7 protein-coding genes are annotated in these 18,730 nt (G+C 71.6%); 4 read left to right on the top strand and 3 right to left on the bottom strand.

Annotation, left to right across the window (positions count from 1 at the left end; genetic code table 11):
* Positions 1–103 precede the first annotated feature (103 nt).
* Complete coding sequence (locus ACFRCG_RS33975) at positions 104–4,870, bottom strand: DUF4082 domain-containing protein (RefSeq protein WP_380038640.1); 4,767 nt, start codon at positions 4,868–4,870, stop codon at positions 104–106.
* A 233-nt stretch (positions 4,871–5,103) separates the two neighbouring features.
* Positions 5,104–8,301, bottom strand: a complete 3,198-nt coding sequence (locus tag ACFRCG_RS33970) for a DUF4082 domain-containing protein (protein WP_380038638.1) — start codon at positions 8,299–8,301, stop codon at positions 5,104–5,106.
* Positions 8,302–8,563: 262 nt separating this feature from the next.
* On the opposite strand from ACFRCG_RS33970, the gene ACFRCG_RS33965 reads away from it, so the two are divergent.
* The gene (locus ACFRCG_RS33965) at positions 8,564–9,499 is read left to right on the top strand and encodes an NAD-dependent epimerase/dehydratase family protein (protein WP_380038635.1); all 936 of its coding nucleotides are present in this window, start codon (positions 8,564–8,566) and stop codon (positions 9,497–9,499) included.
* A 16-nt stretch (positions 9,500–9,515) separates the two neighbouring features.
* Here ACFRCG_RS33965 and ACFRCG_RS33960 read toward each other — a convergent pair whose 3' ends face one another.
* Positions 9,516–10,127 carry a NeuD/PglB/VioB family sugar acetyltransferase gene (locus ACFRCG_RS33960; protein WP_380038632.1) on the bottom strand — a complete coding sequence of 204 codons (612 nt, stop codon included), beginning with the start codon at positions 10,125–10,127 and terminating at the stop codon, positions 9,516–9,518.
* Positions 10,128–10,250: 123 nt separating this feature from the next.
* Between ACFRCG_RS33960 and ACFRCG_RS33955 the strand changes: the two genes are divergently transcribed.
* The 3 genes from ACFRCG_RS33955 to ACFRCG_RS33945 all read left to right on the top strand — a co-directional run bounded on the left by ACFRCG_RS33955 (position 10,251) and on the right by ACFRCG_RS33945 (position 18,644).
* On the top strand, positions 10,251–11,306 hold the full coding sequence (locus tag ACFRCG_RS33955) for an O-antigen ligase family protein (RefSeq protein ID WP_380038630.1): 1,056 nt from the start codon (positions 10,251–10,253) through the stop codon (positions 11,304–11,306).
* Positions 11,307–11,872: 566 nt separating this feature from the next.
* Positions 11,873–14,059, top strand: a complete 2,187-nt coding sequence (locus tag ACFRCG_RS33950; RefSeq protein WP_380038628.1) for a hypothetical protein — start codon at positions 11,873–11,875, stop codon at positions 14,057–14,059.
* A 31-nt stretch (positions 14,060–14,090) separates the two neighbouring features.
* Entirely contained in the window at positions 14,091–18,644 is a 4,554-nt protein-coding gene (locus ACFRCG_RS33945; RefSeq protein WP_380038626.1) for an FtsK/SpoIIIE domain-containing protein, read from the top strand.
* Positions 18,645–18,730: the final 86 nt, after the last annotated feature.

Raw genomic sequence — 18,730 nt, 5'->3', positions numbered from 1 at the left:
GCCGGGCCCGGAGCGCCAAATCGCTCCGGGCCCGGCCGTTCGTACCTCTCCCCGCGGCCTCGGCGGCGGGTCACCGTCGCCGCGCCGCCGGTTCAGCGCAGCCTCAACGCCCCTTCCCCGTCCGCGTGTTCGGACCCGGCATGGTGTTCGGGCCCGCCTCCGTCACCGGGGCCGTCGGGGTCACCTTGCCGTCGTGTGTGAAGCCGATGCCCTTCAATGTCGGCATTGCCGTGCCGTCGCCGGTCAGCTCCACCCTGTATTGCAGGAATCGCGACGACGTCCCCACCGTGTCCCCCGGCTTGGCCAGGTCCTTCCACGGTGTCCAGCTCGTGTCGGGAATCGCGGTGGTGCCGGTTCGGACCGATACCCGCAGCGTCGTGCCCTTGGGAATGTCGGCCTGCCAGTCGCTCGCCAGCCACGTGACCATTTGGCCGGCGTCCAGGGCCTTGGATACGTACGTACCGGTGCGGGCCCGGTCCAGGGTGAGGGCGTCGGGGCGGTCGCCGCTGACCGCTCCGCCCGAGACCGTGCCGTTGGTGAAGTCGAAGGCGCCGGTCTCGGCGACGCCCGGCCTCGGCATGACCAGGCGGGCCGTGTCCTTCTTCTTTCCGCCGCCGCCCGTCCAGATCCCCTCGTTCCCGGCCGCGTCGATGCCCGCCAGGCGGAAGGCGTACGTCGCGCCGGCGCCGAGGTGGCCGAGCTTGGCGTGGTGGGTGGTGGTGCGCTGCTTCGCGTCCGTGTATACCGGGCGCACGGCGGCCGCTGTGTCGCCGAGCAGGACCGACGTCGTGGTGGGCTTGTCCGTCTTCCAGGTCAGGTCGGCGCTGCCGTCCGGCCAGGTCTTGACCGCGACGTCGCTGATCACCGGGGCCTTGCGGTCGGCCTTGGGGGTGCGGAACTCGGCGGGCTTGGTGTTCGGGGCGGGCCAGGTGGTGCGGTCGCCCTTCGCGTTCACCGAGGTGAGCCGGTAGTAGTAGGTGGTGTCGGGCTTGAGCGCGCCCAGGGCCACCTTGTGCTCGCCGACCGTCTCGACGCTCTGCTGGGTGATGGGCAGCCGGTCCGGCTGGGTGCCGAGCTGCATCTCCGTGGTGGCCGGGACGTCCGTCGTCCAGGTCAGGGTGCCCGAGCCGTCGGGTGCCGGGGCCGCCGCGGCCTGGGCGATCAGCGGGGCGACCGGGGTGGCGTAGGTGGCCGTGTACGCGCCGGAGGTCCCGTCGAAGACGGCGTACTCGATGCCCTTGATCGTGGTCTTCTGGAAGGTGACCGGGGCGCCGCCCCGGGACAGGCCGGTGAGCGTGGTGCCGCCCGAGCCGGTGGTCGGGAGCATCGTCATCAGGTTCGTCGCGGCCGCGTTCTGGTTGACCGTGAAGGTGACCGTGTTGCCGACCCGGTTCAGGCCGGTGACGGTCGAGGCGTTGCGCGCGTCGGTCCAGTCCAGGAGTTGTTTGGCGGAGACGATCGGGACGTTCTTCGCTTTCGCCGAGGCGATCAGCGCGGCCTCGATGTCGAGCTGGCCCACGTTGCCGACTCCGCCGTTCGCGTTCGCCGAGTCGGTGTGGTTGTTCATCACGAACGCGCCGTAGAAGCCGTCGTTGTTGGCACCGCTGACGAGTTGGTCGAACGTGTCCGGGTAGACCTGTTGGAATTCGTCGTTGATCTGCGTGGTGCCCTGGTAGATGTCGATCATCTGACCGCTGGGGTCGGTGAAGCGCATCGGGAATCCGGAGCCGGTGAAGAATCCGGGACTGGCCTTCATCAGCGCCCCGCCCCAGGTGTTCTTCCAGTAGTCGGGCATGTAGTAGTAGTTCGTGTCGAGCCGGATTCCCTTGGCCCTGGCGATCGTCGCGTTGGAACTCCAGTCCGGCCAGATCAGGCAGTGGGTCCGGTTGGTGGTCGGCTTCAGCGGGGCGTAGCGGGTGAAGTCGTCCAGGCTGTTCTCGTACACCGCGGAGAGTTCGGCGTTGATGTCCGTCTGCGACGCGCCGGCGCGCAATTGCGGACAGCTGCCGTTCTCGTCTACGTGTCGGGCGATCTCGAAGCCCTGGGCGGTCCAGTTCTGTACGTCGGACACCGGGGGTGCCTGGGTGCCCTGGGGTCCCGGGCCCCAGACGTAGATGGTGCCGCGCATACATTTCCAGTTCCGGACCGCGGCGTCGCGCAGGGCCGCGATGGGGCTGGAGCAGTTCGGGTCGGAGCTGTTGTTGTTGTAGCGGGTGACCCGGCCCTGCATGTCGCTGAGGTTTTGGCCGTGGTTGTCGCCGGTGGAGACCATCACGACCTTGAGCAGGTCGGGGGCGGCGGTGGCGGCGTTGCCGGGCAGGTACCAGGTCCTGGGGATCGGGGCCTTGGCGCGGTTGCCGATCTCGATCAGGTTGGCGAACAGGCGCTGCTGTTCGTCGGCCTGCGGGACGCGGACGCGGCTGAGGTCGACCCAGTCCGGGTAGAACATGTCGTCGGCGCGCATCAGCGGGCCGCCGCTGTCGGAGAAGTTGTCGTTCTCGACGCCGGCCTGGGCGGGGTTGCCCTGGCGGGTCTGCACGATGGAGCGGGCCAGGTCGTAGGTGAAGGCGGAGGCGGTGCCGCTGCCGACGGTGCGGGTGGTGACGGCCGGGCCGAGCGGGCTGGTACCGGTTCGGGTGTACAGGTCCGCGACGCGGATCGTGCCGACGCCGCCGGGGACCGTCCATACGTCGGCGGGGCCGTGGTACTGCATGCTCAGTTGGCTGTAGATGCCGGCGCCGGGCGCGGTGCCGCTGTCGACCTTCATGTATTGGTTGGCCTGGAAGCCGCCGGAGGTGCCGAGGCCGAGCAGGCCGGCCAGGGCGGCGCGCGGGTGCATGGCGATCAGGTTGCCGCCAGCGTTGACCCACGTGGTGAGGTCGGTGACCAGTTGCGCGGAGGGGGCGAAGTCGCCGAGTACGACGGTGGTGTAGCCGTTCAGTACGGTCGCGGTGACCGTGCTCGCGTCCTTGACGGCGAAGGAGTTCAGGCCCTCGGCGCGCAGGATCTCGGTGTAGTAGCAGCCGAAGGGGTTCGAGTCGGCCTTGATCACCAGGATCGGGCCGGTGTTCGGCGCGTCGCACGGCGGGGTGGGCGGGGCCTGGCCGGTGGTGAAGGCCCAGTTGGAGTCGGGCATCGCGTTGTCGGAGCGGTCCTTGACCCCGCCGACGGTGAGTGTGTACGGCGTGCCGTAGGCCAGTTCGGCGTTCGGTTTGAGGGTGAGCTGGGTCGGGTTGGTGGGGTTGTCGAATTCGAGTTCGGCGGGAACGACGGTGCCGTTGCGCTTGAGTTCGAAGGTCAGGCCGGTGGTCTTGAGCGGTTCGCTGAAGGTGACCGAGGGCTGGACGCCGGCGAGTACGCCGTTGGCGTTGGGTGTCGGCGACTGGTCGGTGATGGCGGGGGCGACGGTGTCCTCCGCGTTGGTGCTGAAGACCACGTCGACCCAGTAGTTGCTGCCGTTCCAGCTGTCGGTCGGGTAGATGCTGCCGGCGTTGTACTTGTAGACGCCGTTGCCGCCGTCGGCTCCGTCGGCGAGTGCGCTGATCATCGTGTTGCCGACGGCCTGGGAGAACGAGGCGGTGTTGGCCGGGTAGTTGCCGTTGGGGGCGAAGTAGGACGCGACGTAGGTGACGCCGGCGTGCACGGTGATCGGGGTGGGCAGGTCGACGGTCTGCCAGCCGGTTCCGGTGCGGTTGACGTTGGGTACGGTGGCGAGCCGGGTCTGGGTGTTCTTGTCCCACAGGCTGACCGCGTAGGGGCCGGTGCTGCCGGCGAGTTTCCAGAACCTGATCGACTTGATCTGGCCGTCGGTGGCGGTGCGGAACTTGACGCCGATCTCGACACTGTTGTTGTCGGTCTGGTTCGGGGTGGTCGGGCTGACCGGGCCGGTCCAGATGCTGGTCTCGATGTTTTGGGTACTGCCGTTGCCGGTGGTGAAGGACCAGGACTTGGTGGCCGCGGGGTTGCCGGCGGCGTCCTTGGCGCCGGACACGCTCACGGTGTAGCCGGTGGACGCGGCGAGCGCCGAAGTGGGGGTGAACGTTGCGGTGTTGCCGTTGTAGGACGCGGTGCCCGGGACGGCCGCGCCGCCGGTCTGGGTGACCGCCCACTGCACGGTGGCGGGTTGGACCGGTTCGCTGAAGGTGACGGACAGCGGTGCGGCGGTGGCCACTCCGGTGGCGTTGGCGGCCGGGACGGTCTGGGTGACCGTGGGCGGCGTGGTGTCGGCGCCGGGGACGAAGGAGACGTCGACCCAGTAGTTGCCGGCCCGGTAGGAGTCGGTCGGCATGCCGCCGCCGGGGTTGTACGTGTAGACGCCGTTGCCCTGGGTGCCGTTGCTCGCCGGGGCGACGAGTTGTTCGACCGTGCGGTCGGTCGCGAAGTAGTCGGCGGTGACCGTGTAGCGGCCGACGGGCGCGACGTAGGACGCGATGTACTCGGTGCCGGCGGTGACGGGGATGGGTGTGGCGAACGTGGCGCTCTGCCAGCCGGACGTGCTCTCGCCGGTGAAGGTCACCGAAGTCGCGGTGCCGGTGGCGGTGTTCCAGATCCGGCCCGTGTGCGTGCCGGTGTTGGCCGCGTCCTTCCAGAACTTGACCTGGGTGATCGTGCCGTCCTGGGCGGGCTTGAAGCGCACGCCCAACTCGACGGCCACCGCGTCGGTGTCGGTCACCGCGCCGCCCGGGGTGGCGCCCGCGAACAGCGAGCACGGACTGCATGGTGCGGCCTGGGCCGCGGTGATCGGGGCGAACAGGGTGAACAACAATGCGCCGATCGCGGCGAACGTGATGCTCGCCCATGTCCCTCGGCGTTGTCGAAGTCCCGGTCTGGTTCTGGCGCAGGCGGCCTTCATCGAGTTGGTGCTCCTCAATGGCATGACGGTCGGTCGTCGGTTCGTGGGTGCGGGCCGGGCGTGGGCGCGCCGGAACTCGGGTCGCCGCGCCCGTCCCGGAGATCGGGCCGCCGGCGGTGGGTTGCCGTCGGCGGCGCGGTTTCCGTGTGTCGGTTCCGGGTGGTGCCGGTTGCCGGCGCCGGGACCGGGCCGGGACTGGTTGTCGGGAACTGGCCGGTGGGGGCTTGTCGGTGGGGACTGGTCCGTGGGGACTAGTTGGTGGTGAAGACGACGTCCACCCAGTAGTTGCTGTCGTTCCAGGTCGAGGTCGGGAAGCCGGTGCCGGTCGTGTACACGCCGTTGCCGCCGACGGTGCCGGAGGCGGGGGCGGTGATCGGTCCGGTTCCGGCCGCCGTCGTCAGGCCGCCCTCGGTGGAGGAGTAGCGGCCCACGGGCGCGTAGTACGAGGCCACGTAGGTGGTGTTGGCGGCGATCACGACCGGTTGGGCGAAGTTCACCTGTTGCCAGCCCGACGCGGTCTCGCCGGTGAAGGTCGCGCTGGTCAGGATGCTGCCCGCGGCGGACCAGATGGTCCCGGTGTGCGTGCCGGTGTTGCTCGGGCCCTTGTAGAACCGCAGGCCGGTGATCTTCCCGGGCACGGTGGTGCGGAATTTGACGCCGAGTTGCATGCCGGCGGTGTCGGTGTCGGAGAGTACGGCCGGTGTCGCCGTCGCGGGCCAGATGGTGCAGGACGGGTTGCAGGTGGGCGGCGGGGTGCTGCCGGCCGTGGTGAAGGACCAGTGTTTGTCGGCCATCGGCGTGCCGTCGGCGGATTGGGCGCCGCCGAGGGTGACCGAGTAGGTGGCCCCGGGTATCAGGTCGGTGGTCGGATCGAACGTGGCGACCCTGGTCGTGGCGTTGTAGCTCGCGGTGCCGGTTACCGGGCCGCTTTCGCCCCGGTCGATGGTCCAGACGATCGTCGCCGGCTGGACCGCCACATCGAAGGTGGCGGTGATGTTGCCGCCGACCGGGGCGAAGCCCTCCCCGCCTGCCGGGACGGTCGTGGTGACCTGCGGCGCGGTGCCGGTCGGGCCGCCGTTGGTGGTGGTGAACACCGGGTCGACCCAGAAGTTGGAGTCGTTCCAGGTCGAGGTCGGGAATCCGGTGCCGTAGCGGTACACCCCGTTGCCGCCGGCGGCGTTGCTCGCGGGTGCGGTGAGCGGGCCGCGGATGTGCGCGGTGGTCAGGCCGCCCTGGTCGGCGGAGTATCTGCCGTTGGGGGCCTGGTAGGACGCCACGTAGGTGGTGCCCGCGGTGACCGCCACGGGCTGAGCGAACGTCACCTGCTGCCAGCCGGACGCGGTTTCGTTGCCGAACGTGGCGGTGGCGAGTCGGGTACCGGAGGCGGACCACAGGGTTCCGGTGTGCGTGCCGGTGTTCGCGGCGTCCTTCCAAAAGCGCACGCCGGTGATGAAGCCGGCCCGGTCGGGTTGGAATTTGACGCCGAGTTCGGTGGCGGCGGTGTCCGGGTCGGGTCCGGCCGAGGGTTGGTCGGTCGGCGCCCACAGGGTGCATGGACACGTGACGGGTTGCGGTGGGCCGCCGAGGGTGACGGTGACGCCCGCCGACGGGGTCTCGGTGCGGGCGCTGTCGTCGGTGGCGCGGGTCTTGATGGTGATCGAGCCGCCGGCACCGGTGGTGAACACGTAGGTCCAGTTGTCCCGACCGGTGGTGGCGGGGTGCCAGGTCGCGCCGTTGTCGACGGAGACCTCGACGCCGCCGACCCGGCCGCCGGTGTCGGTCGCGGTGCCGGTGATGGTGACGTTGGAATTGGTGGGCAGGCTTCCGCCGTTGGTCGGCGCGGTGATGGTCGAGGTGGGCGGCGTGGTGTCGGTGCTCTGGGTCGCGGCGACCATGCCGCTCATCAGCGTTCCCGGTTGTACGCCCATGTCGGCGAACAGGTTGATCGTGGCCTGCTGCATCGCGGTGTCCACGGTGCCGTTCGCGCCGACCCGGTACACGTCCAGGCCCCAGGCCCACTGCACGGTGCCCGCGCCGAAGACGAGGGCGCCGCTGGGGGCGCGGTACAGGGTCAGGCTGTGCGTGGAACTGCCGTCGGCGTAGGTCGAACCCTGGTCCTGGAGCACGGACATGCCGGACTTGACCGTGGTGGACAGGCGGATCAGGCCCGCGGGTCGGGCGCCGTTGTCCAGGTCGGAGTCCCACTCGTAGCCCAGCGTGCCGCTGCCGAGGGTGGTTTGCGCGGTGAGGCCGAGGGTGGCCAGGCGGGTGTTGCGCCACAGGCGCAGCCGCCCGTCGGCGCCGTTGGCGTTCATGTCGGTGGTGCAGCAGTTGACGGTGAAGATGGTGCCGGTGACGTTGTTCTCCGGTCGACCGCCGTCACCGGGTGGCGAGAAGCGCGGGTCGCGCCAGGTGCCGGTCCACATGCTCGGGCCCAGCGGGTCGATCGACTGGTTCGCGTGGGTGTCCTTGTAGGCGACCAGGTTGCGGTGGTCGGGGCCGTTGCCGTTGATCCCGCCGTTCTCCCAACGGGTCTTCCAGAACATCTCGTTGCCGGAGAAGAAGGCGAGGTTGACGCCCGCGTCCCGGGCCGCCTCGACGTTGGCGCGTTGTGGGCCGGACCAGTATTCGTCGTGGCCGACGGACAGGAACACCTTGTGGTTCTTGATCAGTTGGCCGCGTCGGTCGGTGTCGACGCCGGTCGTGTAGGAAACGTCGTAGCCATTGCGTTCGATGAAGCGCAACATCGCGAACTCGGCGTTGAACAGCGAGTCCTCGGGATTGTCGGCGCGTGTGGTGAACGGCCGGTTGTAGCTGACCTTGTAGGCGCGTCCCACCGGTTGTCCGGTGTACAGGTCGTTGCCGCCGTAGGCGTTGTACGCCTGCCATGTGGTGTCGGAGGACTGCATCAGCAGTGCCGAGTGCGACGCGTCGTTGCGGACGATGAACGGGATCTGGCTCGCGCCCGAACTGCCGTCGGTGCGGGTGGGTTTGGCGATGTAGTAGCCGGATACCGCGTCGGCGGGCACGGTCCAGGACGCGGAGTCGGTCCAGTTGGAGCAGTCGATCAGCCCGGTCACCAGGTTGTCGATGTCGCAGTCGTCCTGCCGCTTGGGCGTCGTGGCGGAGGCCGGGATCGTGTAGACCTTGCGCGCGCCGTTGCCGTTGTACCAACCGAGTCGGTAGATGTCGACGCGGTAGGAGCTCGCGGTGGTGTCGATCCGGAACTTGATCTGGCCACCGGCGTTGACGCTGATGTCCGTGGAGTAACCCTGGATGGAGTTGCTGCCGGCGCCGCTGACGTCCCATTCGGTCCGAGGATTGCCGGTCTTGCTGTTCTCGCAGGCGATGGCGTTGGCGACCGGCGCGTCGCAGGGACCCGCGGCCGCCTTGGGTGTCTGCGGTGCCGCGACGGTCAGCGCGAGCAGTAGCGCGAACAGTGTCGGCATGGTCGCTCTGCGCAGCCTTGGTCTGGGTATCTTCATGAGTGTCCCCCACCCGAATATCGGTCCCCGGGGCGGTGTCCCGGGGCCGAGATACCGGAAAGTGTGGCGTACGTTCCGGCCTGTTGTCCGGGTTTTGCCCTCTCGTGAAGCGGGCCGTGGGTACAGTGCGGGAAGCCGGGGGTGGGGCGACTCCGGGTCGGGCCCGGGGAGTTCGAATCGGCGGCTCGGGTGGGGATGGCAGGGCGCGACGGTCCGGGGGGACTTTGTGAAGGTAGTGATCACCGGCGGTGCCGGTTTCATCGGCGCGAATCTGGCCGCCTCGTTGCAGGGCCACGACGTGGTGCGCGACGTGCACGTGGTGGACGATCTGTCCACGGGGTCGCTCGCGAACCTCACCGGGTTGAAGGTGACGTTCCATCAGGGCTCGATCCTGGAACCGGAGTTGCTGGACCGCGCGTTCGAGGGTGCGGACGCGGTGGTGCATCTGGCCGCGTTGCCGTCGGTGCCCCGGTCGGTGGAGGCGCCGCTGGCCAGCCACCACGCCAACGCGACGGGCACCCTGGAGGTGTTGGAGGCGGCGCGGCGGGCGGGGAACATCCACGTGGTGGCCGCGTCCTCGTCGTCGGTGTACGGCGCGAACCGCGAGTTGCCCAAGCGTGAGGACATGCGAACCGCGCCGCTGAGCCCGTACGCGGTGAGCAAGTTGGCCACCGAGGCGTATCTGATCGCGTACGGCAACTGCTACGGGCTGCCGGTGTTGCCGTTCCGGTTCTTCAACGTCTTCGGCCCCGGTCAGCCGGCCGATCACGCATACGCCGCGGTGATTCCGCGCTTCGTGGACGCGGCGTTGGCGGGTCGGCCGCTGTCGGTGCAGGGTGACGGCGAACAGACGCGCGACTTCACCAACATCGACAGTGTGTGCGCGGTGTTGACCGACGCGGTGTTGCGCCGGGTGGTCTCGGACATCCCGGTCAACCTGGCTTTCGGCTCGCGGACTTCGTTGAACGCGCTGATCGCCCTGTTGGCGGATGTGCTCGGGCATGCGGTCGAGGTGGAGCACACCTCACCCAGGCCCGGTGACGTGCGGGACTCCCAGGCGGACGGGTCGCGGCTGCGCGCGTTGTTCCCGGCGGCCGAGCCCGTCGAGTTGCGCGACGGGCTGGCCCGGACGGTCGAGTGGTTCCGGTCGCGGCTCGGCTGAGGCGCGGTCGGGCGGGTCAGTCGTCGGCGGGTGTGCGAAGGGGGCGGGCGGGTGCGCCCACCACGGTGGTGCGGGCGGGCACGTCGCGCGTGACCACGGCGCCCGCGCCGACGAAGGCGTCCGGGCCGATGGTCAGGCCCTGGAGGACGACGGCGTTGCTGCCGACGGTGGCGCCCGCGCACACGTGCACGTTGCCGGAGATGTTGGCGCCCGGATACACGGTGGCGCGCGCGTCGAGCACGGTGTCATGGCCGATGGTGGCGTTGTAGTGGACCTGCGCGTGCGGGCCGAGGGTGACGCTGCTGGAGACGTACGCGTTGGCCTGGACGAGGCAGCCGGACGCGAGAACCGTCTCCGGCGCGATCACCGCGCGCGGATGTACGAGGGTGGCCGGGCGCAGTCCCCGCCGCTCCAGCAGGAGGGCGAGCCGGGCCCGGGCGGCGGGCGCGGCGATGCCGACCAGATATTCGCCGTCGCCGGCCTCGTCCGGGCGCAATACCGGCAGTCCGCGCACCTGTTCGCCGGCGCGGGCGTCGTCGAGGAACGCGGTGACGGTGAGCGCGGCGGCGAGCGCGGTGTCGAGGGCTTCGCGGCCGACGCCGCCGGCTCCGCAGATGTAGAGCTGCATGGGGGACATCCTGGCACCGCCGGGCGGTCGGGGTGGGGCGCACACGAACGCGAGCGTGGGCACGCACGCGGTCGCGGGCGCGGCAGGGCGGGCCCGGATCGTCGAGTGGAAGCGAATGGTGCGGTGAGTGCTGAGCGAGAAGGCGGCCTTCGGGTCCGCGGCAGGGCGCGATATCTGTCCCGACTGGATCCGCCGGGTGCCGCGCTGATCGCGGTGGCGGCGTTGTGGGCTCCGGTGGCGGCGGCGGACCGGGTGGGTACGCCGGGGAGGTATCTACTGGCGCTGGCGGTCGTGGCCGGGGCGTACGTGCTGGGGCGGCTGTGCGGCGGGCGGTTCGCGTTACCCGTGCCGGCGATGCTCGCCGGCGCGGTGACGGTGATGTTGGTGGTGTGGCCCGACGCGGTGAGTGGGGACGCGACGGCGCCGCCGTTGGATTACGGGAACGCCGACGGCGCACTGGTGGCGCAGGGGGTGGGGGCGGCGTGTCTGGCCGCGCTGGCCGCGGTGTCGGGTCGGTGGCGGGCCGGACTCCTGGTGTTGGCCGGGGTGTTGGTGGTGGGTACGTTCGCGACGCGGTCGGTGGCCGCGGCGGCGGGTGCGCTGGCGGTGTTGTCGACCGCGCTGCTGGCGCCGCTGGTGCGGCGGCGGGGCACGGTCGTGGCGCTGTCGGCGCTGTGTGCGGCCGGGGTGGTGCTGGGCACCGTGGTCCTCGGGGCGCTGGGGACGCGGACGGAGGGCGTCGAGGGCGCCGCCCGGGCGGGGTTGACCGAGCGTCGGGTGCAACTGTGGGGCGACGGCGTACATCTGACGAAGCGTTTCCCGGTGCGCGGGACGGGTCCCGGCACGTTCGTGGAGCACAGTCCGACCGTGCGTTCGGACGCGGATGTGCACTCGGCGCATTCGATGTGGCTGCGGCAGAGCGCCGAGCAGGGCATCCCCGGCGCGCTGTGTCTGGTCTCCGTGGTGGGATGGGTGTACGTGCGGTTGTGGCGCTCGGCGCGGTCGCCGGCGGTGGTGGCGGTGGGGTCGGTGACGTTCACGGCGTTCGTGGTGCAGGCGTCGATGGACTATGTGGCCGAGTTTCCGGCGGTGTTGGCGGCGGTCGGGGCGCTGGTGGGGGTGGCGACGGCGGGGCCGGGCGCGCGGGCGCGGGCGGTTCCGGCGGTGGCGGTTTCATAGCGCGGGCGGGGTCTTTCCCGGCGTGATCGGGTGAACGACGCGGCCGACGGCCGAAGTTGCCGGGGTCGCGGTTTGTCCGAGTCGGTGGGCTTGAGGGCTTTGCGTGACTTGCCCGCTTCACCCGATCTACGCTCGGGAAACCTCAGATGAAGCTCAGATCCGTCACGTCGAGGCGGGTCCCCGTCTATTTTGTGGAATCGCCGCACCACGGGCGCACCTATTTCCCAGGCAAGGGGAATGTCACGTCGATTCGCAGGTTTGTCGATCTGCGTGCAGGATTGCCGGAATCCCGTTTCGAGTTCGTTGCGGGATTTTCCAGAGAATGAGAACAGGCGGGACGGACGGTCCGGGGGGCCGTCTGACGTCCGGGTGGGTACGAGCCCCGGCATCCCGTTGTACGTGCAGGTCACTGCCCTGTCATCAGGCGGGCGTGGGACCGGCCGGCCGCCGGGCCGGCGCGGTGAACCGACGTCTCGCCATGCCCCCGAAACGGTGTCGGATGGTTCCGAAAAGCCCAACTCGAAATTCTGCGCCGGCTCTTTCGAATACGCTGCGCGACTGCTTCAATGCCCACTGATCTCCGGGTGGCCCCGGTATCACCTGTTCAGTGGGAGGGCACGATCAGCAGCACGACGGCCGCCAATCCTTTCGGCGCGGACTTCTGGAGCGGCAACCGGGGCGTGGGCTGGCTCGCCCTGCTCGAACTCGTGATCCTCGTCGCGGTGTTGCTGCGGGTGTTGTCCCGACGGGCGGGCCCGCGCGGTCTGTTCCGCGGGTTCGGGCATCAGGTGGCCGCGACGGGGCGGGCGTTCGCCGCGCCGTTCGTCGCCTGGCGGCGGGATCGCCGCGGGGTCGCGGTGCTGGCCCGGCATCTGGGCGCGGCGGAGACCTTCGAACGCGCCACGCGGGCGCTGGGCGCGGCTCGGGCGGCGGGGGCACGGCCGTGGGCGGTGGTGTTGATGGGCGAGCGCGTGGCGGTACGGCTCGCGGCGGTCCGCGCGCCGAAGGTCGCGGAACCCTGGGTGGTGGACCCGGACGACGCGCTGATGTGGACGGCCGCGGTGGCCGATCTGGGTGTGCCCGAGCCGACGGAGGTCGAGCCGCTGCCGATCGTGGTCGGGTTGATCGGGAGCGATGTGGTCCTGCTGGATGCGGCGGCGGTGGGGCCGGTGGTCACGGTGAGCGGGGACCGGGCGGGCACCGATCTGGGCCATGCGTTGACCGCGCAGCTCGTTCGGCGGTTGCCCTCGGGTGTGGTGGGCGTGGCTCACGGTGTGCATCCGGGGTTCGCCGGGCGGTCGGCGGCCCAACTGGCCGCCGATCCGGCGGTACGCGTTTTGGTGTGCGCGGAGCCCGCTCCGGAGGCGGCGGCGGGTGAACGAGCGGCGTTGGCGGCGCGGCCGGGGCGTACGGTGCTCGTCCTCGGGGAGGTGCGGGGGCGGCGGCTGAGCCTGCGTCCGGACGCCTTCGGGGTGTTGCCGGCCGCGGACGGCCTGGGCCCGGTCGAAACGGCCGGCCTGGCGCGGGCGGTGGCCCGCGTGATCCGGTCGGGGCGCCCGGCGGGGCCGACGGTGAACCCGCCGAGCACGACGCCGCCGACGGCGGACACGGCCGGGCCGGTGCCGGGGGTCGTGGGCGGAACGGGTGCGGGGCGGACGGGAGTTGCGGACGCCGCGCCCGTGCGGGTCGGTGCGGGAGCTTCGTCCCGAAACGGCACGGATGCCGGCGACGGCGTGCCGGACGGGGCGGACGGTGTGATCGCGCCCATTGGCGGACGCGGTGCGGCCGGCTTGGGAGACGGTACGGCCGGCGCCGGCGGGGCCGGCCGCGTCGGCGATGCGGTCACGGTCGGTGCGGTCGGCGAGCGGACCGGCGGTGACCCGGCCGCCGGCTCGGGTGTGGGCCGTGACGGTGGCCCGGTCGGGCATGCCGCTGCGGCGGTGGAGCGGGGCGGGGCGGAGTCCGTCGGCGGGCGGCGCGGATCCGCCGGGCGTGGTTCCGGCTCGGCGGACGGCGTGGGCGACGGGCGGGTGAGTACGCGGGCCTCCTCGGACGGAGCCGCCACGGCTGCCGCGTCCCCATCGGGTCATGCGGGTGCCCGCGCGTCCAGGAGCGCTTCGGCCTCGGCCGCCCCGTCCGCGTCCGGCCCTGCGGGTGCCGGGGCGTCGACGAGCGCGTCGGCGTCCGCGACCGCCGCCGCGAATGCGGGAGTTCCGGGGCGGGCTCGATCGCGCGTGTCGCCGTCGACCGCCGGGCAGCGGCGATCCGACGCCGCTCTCCGCTCCGAAGGCCGGGCCGTGTCGGCCTCCCCCGCACCCGAAGCGACCCACCGCACGACTCCGGCAGCCTCGCAGCGGCACACGATCGCAACTCCCACGGCATCCGCGAGCACGGGATCGCCGACCACGCCGCCAACGCCCGAAAGGACAACGGCCGCGACCACCGCCGGCCGCCGACCCCCGGCTTTCGCCTCGGCGCGCCGCGCCCATCAGCCCGCCGAACCCCCCGCAGCACCCTCGGCAACCACCACACCCGAGCCGCCCGCCCCGCCCACGGCAACCGACGCACCCGCACCGCCCGCAGCACCCTCGGCAACCGCCGGATCCGAGCCGCCCGTAGCGCCCATACCAACCGGCGCGTCCCAATCGCCCGTTGTGTCCGCGCCGACCACCACCTCCGAGCCCCCCGTCACGTCCGACGGGCTCGGGGCGGACGAGTCCGCCGCCCCGCCCATCAACCCCGCCCGGCCGTGACCGTCGTCCGTGTGCTTCTGGAGGCGATCCCATGCGATTGACCATCACCGTGTCCGAACCCGCGCGGGCGCGGCGGGAGTCGATCCTGGTCGACGCGCCGGCCGAGAGCACCGTCCGGGATCTGCTCGAACACCTCGCCGACACGCACGACCTGGGCGCGCCCGGGTTGCCCTGCCGGCTCGCGGACACCGTGCTCGACCCCGACGAGCCCCTGTCGGCCTGCGGCATCCGCGAGGGCGGCGAACTCACGCTCGGGGCGGCCCCCGCCGAGCCGCCCCCGTGCCCCGATCCGCCCCTCGTCGAGCTGCACCTCGCGGCGGGGCCCGGGGCCGGGCGGATCTGGCCGCTGCCGATGGGTACCTACGACATCGGCTCAGCCCCGGAATGCGCGATCCGGATCGACGAACCCGGCGTACCGGCGCACGGCATCCGGGTCACGGTCGGCCCGAACGGCAAGGTGCGGGTCGCCGCGCCGGCCGGGAGCGAGATCCGGCTCGGGCGGGTGTACCGGACCAAGGAGGACACGCCCGCGCGGCCGGTCGACCCCAAGGAGAAGGAGTTCGCCGACGAGCCGCCGCCGGACCCGGAGGCGCCGATCGTCGACGAGGTCGCCTGGGACCTCGGCGTGGGCCTGACCGTGGGCCCGGTACTGCTGCGCCCAGCCGCGCCGTTCGACGCGGGCGCGGACATCGTGCCCTCGGCCGACGGCGCGGGCCTCGACTTCAACCGGCCGCCGCGCATCGTGGAGCCGGTCCAGGGCGGCCGGTTCCGGATCCCGACCCGCCCGCGCGGCTCGTTCCGGCAGCCCTTCCCCATGCTGGTCACGCTCGCGCCGATGTTGCTCGGGCTGGTCATGGTCAAGGTCTTCCACTCGTACTTCTTCCTGATCTTCGCGATCTTCAGCCCGATCATGGCGTTGGCCAACTGGATCTCCTCGCGGCGCAGCGGGCGCAAGCAGTTCGTCAAGGACCTGGCCGCCTACCGGGTGCGCAAGGCGGAGGTGCTGGCCGAGGTGGCCGCGAGTACGGAGGTGGAGCGCCGGGGACGGGTGGACGCGATCCCGGACCCGTCGACGACCGGTCTGTTCGCCACCGGCCCGGGGCAGCGGTTGTGGGAGCGGCGCCGGGTCGATCCGGATCATCTGGTGTTGCGCGTCGGCACGTCGGCGCACACGTCGCTGAACGAGGTCGAGGATCCCGATTCGCAGTCGTTGGAGCGGCGCGCGTCGTGGACGGTGCCGGACGTGCCGACGGCGGTGGATCTGCCGCAGCAGGGTGTACTCGGCGTGGCGGGGCCCGGTGGGCCGGCGTTGCGGATGGCCGGGTGGCTGGTCGCGCAGGCGGCGATCCTGCACAGTCCTCGCGATGTGCAGGTGCGGTTGCTCACCGGGGCGGCGGGGGCCGAGGAGTGGGGGTGGCTGGCCTGGTTGCCGCATGCGCGCGGCACGGTGCCCGGCGGGCCCGAGGTGTTGCTCGGCAGCGATCCGGAGACGATCGCGGCACGGGTCGCGGAGTTGGTCCAGGTGGTACGGGCGCGCCGCGCCGCCGCCGAGACGTTGTTGCGCAACGCGGTGTTCGCCGAGCCGGACATCGTGCTGGTCGTGGACGGCGCCCGGCGGTTGCGGGAGATCCCGGGCATGACGCAGGTATTGCAGGAGGGCCCGCAGGTACGAGTGTTCTCGATCTGCGTGGACACCGAGGAGCGTTTCCTGCCGCAGGAGTGCACGGCGGTGATCGGCCTCGCCGACGCGGGGCAGGGGCGTGGTCCGGTCGCGACGTTGCGCCGGCACGGGACGCCGACGGTCGCCGATGTGCGGCCGGATCTGCCGACGCCGGCGTGGTGCGAGTCGGTCGCGCGGGCGTTGGCGCCGGTGCGGGACGTGACCTCGCCGGACGAGGGTGCGCTGCCGGATCGGGTGTTGTTGCCGCAGTTGTTGGCGCTGGATCCGCCGGACCCGGCGACGATCGGCGAGCGTTGGCGGCGGCGACCCGCGTCCACGCGGGCGTTCCTGGGCGCGGGCTACGACGGTCCGGTCTCCTTCGACCTGGTCCTCGACGGTCCGCACGCGTTGATCGCGGGCACCACGGGGTCGGGCAAGTCGGAGCTGTTGCAGTCGTTCGTGGCCGCGCTGGCGGCGGCGAACCGACCGGACGAGTTGACCTTCGTGCTGGTCGACTACAAGGGCGGCTCCGCGTTCAAGGACTGCGTCGAACTCCCGCACACGCTCGGCATGGTCACCGATCTCGACGCGCAGCTGGTGCATCGGGCGATGGCCTCGCTCGGTGCCGAACTGACGCGGCGCGAACTGCTGTTGGCGATGGTGGGGGCGAAGGACCACGCGGAGTATCGGGGCAAGCGCATGCGGGACGCGCAGTTGCCCGCGCTGCCGCGGCTGTTGTTGATCGTGGACGAGTTCGCCACGCTGGTGCGCGAGGTGCCGGACTTCATCCCGGGTCTGGTCGGGATCGCCCAGCGCGGTCGTTCGCTGGGGATCCACATGGTGCTCGCCACGCAGCGTCCGGCCGGGGTGATCACGGCGGACATCCGGGCCAACACGAATCTGCGAATCGCGTTGCGGGTGACCGACGCCGGGGAGAGTTCGGACGTGATCGACACCAAGGACGCGGTGGCGATCTCCTCGTCCACGCCGGGGCGGGCACTGGCCCGGACCTCGCACCACACGGTGATCCCGTTCCAGACGGCGTACGCGGGCACCGAACGGGTGGACACCAAGGCCGATCCCGACACGGTCCGGGCGCTGCCCGCCGCGGTGGAGCCGGTACGGCCGCAGACCTCGGTGTTGTCCTGGAGCCGGTTGGGTCGACCGCGTCCGCCCGCCGTCGAGGTGGACCCCGAGCCGCAACCACAGCCGGGTGACGCCGAACCGACCACCGACCTCAAGGAGTTGGTCACCGCGATCTCGGCGGCGGCCGCGGCGCTGCCGGACTTCGTCAAGCCGCCGAGCCCGTGGCTGGACCCGCTGCCGCATCGGGTGCTGCCGGCGGATCTGCCGCCGGCCGCGCCGGGTGCCGAACGGCCGCCCGGCGCGCTGGAGCCGGTGGCGTGGGCGATGGAGGACGTACCGCATCTCCAGGCGCGCAAGCCGGTGCTGCTCGATCCGAGCACGTTCGGCCACCTGTTCGTGGTGGGCGCCCCGCGCACCGGGCGCAGCCAGTTGTTGCGCACGATGGCGGCGGCGCTGGCCCGGCGGCACTCGTGCGGTGTGGTGCACATCCAGGCGATCGACGCGGGAGGTGGGGCGTTGGCCGCGCTGGCCGATCTGCCGCACTGCGGCACGGTGGTGCCGCGCAACGACCTGAGCCGGATCGACCGGTTGATCTCCCGGCTCGGCGAGGAGTTGAGCAGCCGTCAGGAGCTGTTGTCCCGGCAGGCGTGCGCGAATCTGACCGAGTTGCGGGCGAGCGACGCGCGGGGGTGTCCGGCGCATGTGTTCCTGCTGATCGACGGGTGGGATCCGCTGGCGCCGACGTTGTACGAGTACGACGACGGTCGGGTGATGAACGAGGTGGTGCGGTTGTTGCGCGAGGGCGCGGCGGCGGGGATCCATCTGGTGATGACCTCGGAACGCACCTTGATCAACGGGCGGTTGTCCTCGGTCAACGACGACATGGTGCTGTTGCGGCTGGCCGATCGGGCCGAGTATTCGGGTGCGGGGGTACCGCGGACCGCGATCCCGGGGTCGATGCCGCCGGGGCGGATCCTGGTGTCGGGCTCGTGGACGGAGGCGCAGGTGTGCCTGCTCGGCCCGGGTGACAGCGGGCGGGAGCAGGTCGAGGTGCTGCGCCGGATCGCGGCGGACGCGCACGAGCGGGACGCGGGGGTGGATCCGGCGCGGCGGCCGTTCGTGCTGGCGCCGCTGCCCACCTCGATCGGCTTCGCCGAGGCGTACGAGGCGGTGAGCGAGGAGCAACGCCGCCCGCTGTGGGGGCTGTTGGGGATCGGCGGCGACGCGGTGGGCGCGGTCGGCGCGGATTTCGCCGACGCGCAGCACACGTTCGCGGTGGTCGGGCCGCCGGGCAGTGGGCGCAGCAACACGCTCGCGACGATGGCGGTGTCGCTGCTGGCGAGCGGGACTCGGGTGGTGGCGATCACACCGCGCGATTCGCCGCTGCGCCTGTTGCGGGCGCATCCGCTGGTGACGCTGGTGGAGGGGGCCGACTCGGACGGGTCGCGGACCTCGGCGGCGGTGGCGGAACTGGCGGGGCCCGCGGTGGTGTTGATCGACGACGCGGATCTGCTGTCGGAGATGGGGTCGATGGTCGGGTACGCGCTGCGCGATGTGATCGGTTCCGGCCGCGACCGGGGCATCGGGTTGGCGTACGCGGCGACGGCCGAGACGTTGTTGCAGTCGCTCAGCGGGTGGTTGGGCGACGTCCGGCGCAATCGGCAGGGCATTCTGCTGTCGCCGCAGCTCGGTGGGGAGGGTGATCTGATCGGCGCCCGGTTGCCCACCGAGCGGGTTCGGCAGCCGCTGCGGATCGGCCATGCCTGGATCCGGGACCGGAAGGGTTTCCTGGCTCCGGTGCTGGTGCCGGAGACACAACTGCGCCCCGCCGCCGAATGACGGCGGGGGGCGCGGGAGACGGGCGGCGGGGGTGGCCGGGGGGCCAACCCCCGGGGCACCCCGGGCGGGGGAGGGGGGGTGGGCGG

It is taken from the genome of Embleya sp. NPDC056575, from assembly GCF_042793325.1.
GTDB lineage: Bacteria > Actinomycetota > Actinomycetes > Streptomycetales > Streptomycetaceae > Embleya.
This window is presented reverse-complemented; position numbering and strand designations above follow the sequence as displayed.